Source organism: Gallintestinimicrobium propionicum, assembly GCF_025567525.1.
GTDB classification, from domain to species: Bacteria; Bacillota; Clostridia; order Lachnospirales; family Lachnospiraceae; genus Gallintestinimicrobium; species Gallintestinimicrobium propionicum.
Genome location: NZ_JAOQJY010000063.1, coordinates 1 through 302, shown reverse-complemented (window position 1 = coordinate 302; position 302 = coordinate 1). Strand labels below are relative to the sequence as shown.

Annotated in this window: 1 protein-coding gene; it reads right to left on the bottom strand. The window is 48.7% G+C overall.

Annotated elements, in window-relative coordinates:
• A partial coding sequence (locus OCV62_RS18140) for an ATP-binding protein (RefSeq protein WP_262588387.1) occupies window positions 1–302 on the bottom strand: 302 nt, incomplete at both ends.

Here is a 302-nt window from a genome sequence, read left to right as displayed (position 1 = left end):
CTGAGGATAAAGTCAGACTTGAGTGACAGCGGGCTTTCATCATCCGAATAGTCCAGATTCAGATCCATCGGATTGATATAGTTGGTTGAAGTAGGTGAGATCTTGATGACCTGCCCATGCAGACGCTCAACAAGAGGTGCGTACTCCGCTTCCGGGTCACAGATAATGACATCATCACTGGTAAGCAAAAAGCAGTTGGCAATTTCTCGTTTTGCGCTGAAGGACTTACCGGAACCCGGCGTACCCAGAATCAGGCCGTTGGGGTTTTTCAGCAGCTTTCTGTCCACCATGATGAGGTTGTT